Origin of the sequence: Anaerotignum propionicum (genome assembly GCF_024461735.1) — a bacterium.
Classification (GTDB): domain Bacteria; phylum Bacillota; class Clostridia; order Lachnospirales; family Anaerotignaceae; genus Chakrabartyella.
On the sequence record NZ_JANGAD010000048.1, the window covers coordinates 1 to 231 of the forward strand.

At 38.1% G+C, this 231-nt stretch carries 1 pseudogene; it reads right to left on the minus strand.

The features are described 5' to 3' along the window. A pseudogene (gene rpsS, locus NE558_RS14345) lies at nucleotides 1-231 on the minus strand (30S ribosomal protein S19); the annotation flags it as partial.

Consider the following 231-nt stretch of genomic DNA (forward strand, 5'->3'; position numbering starts at 1 on the left):
CTGTAGCTTCTTGTCAGTGCAAATTCACCAAGTTTGTGACCTACAATATCTTCAGTAATATATACAGGCACATGTTTCTTGCCGTCTTAAACTGAGATTGTATGACCGATCATATCGGGGAAAATTGTAGAACGACGAGACCATTTTTTCATTACGTTCTTTTCGACCGCTGCATTCAAAGAATCAATCTTCATTAAAAGATTATCATCAGCGAAGGGTCCCTTTTTGAGT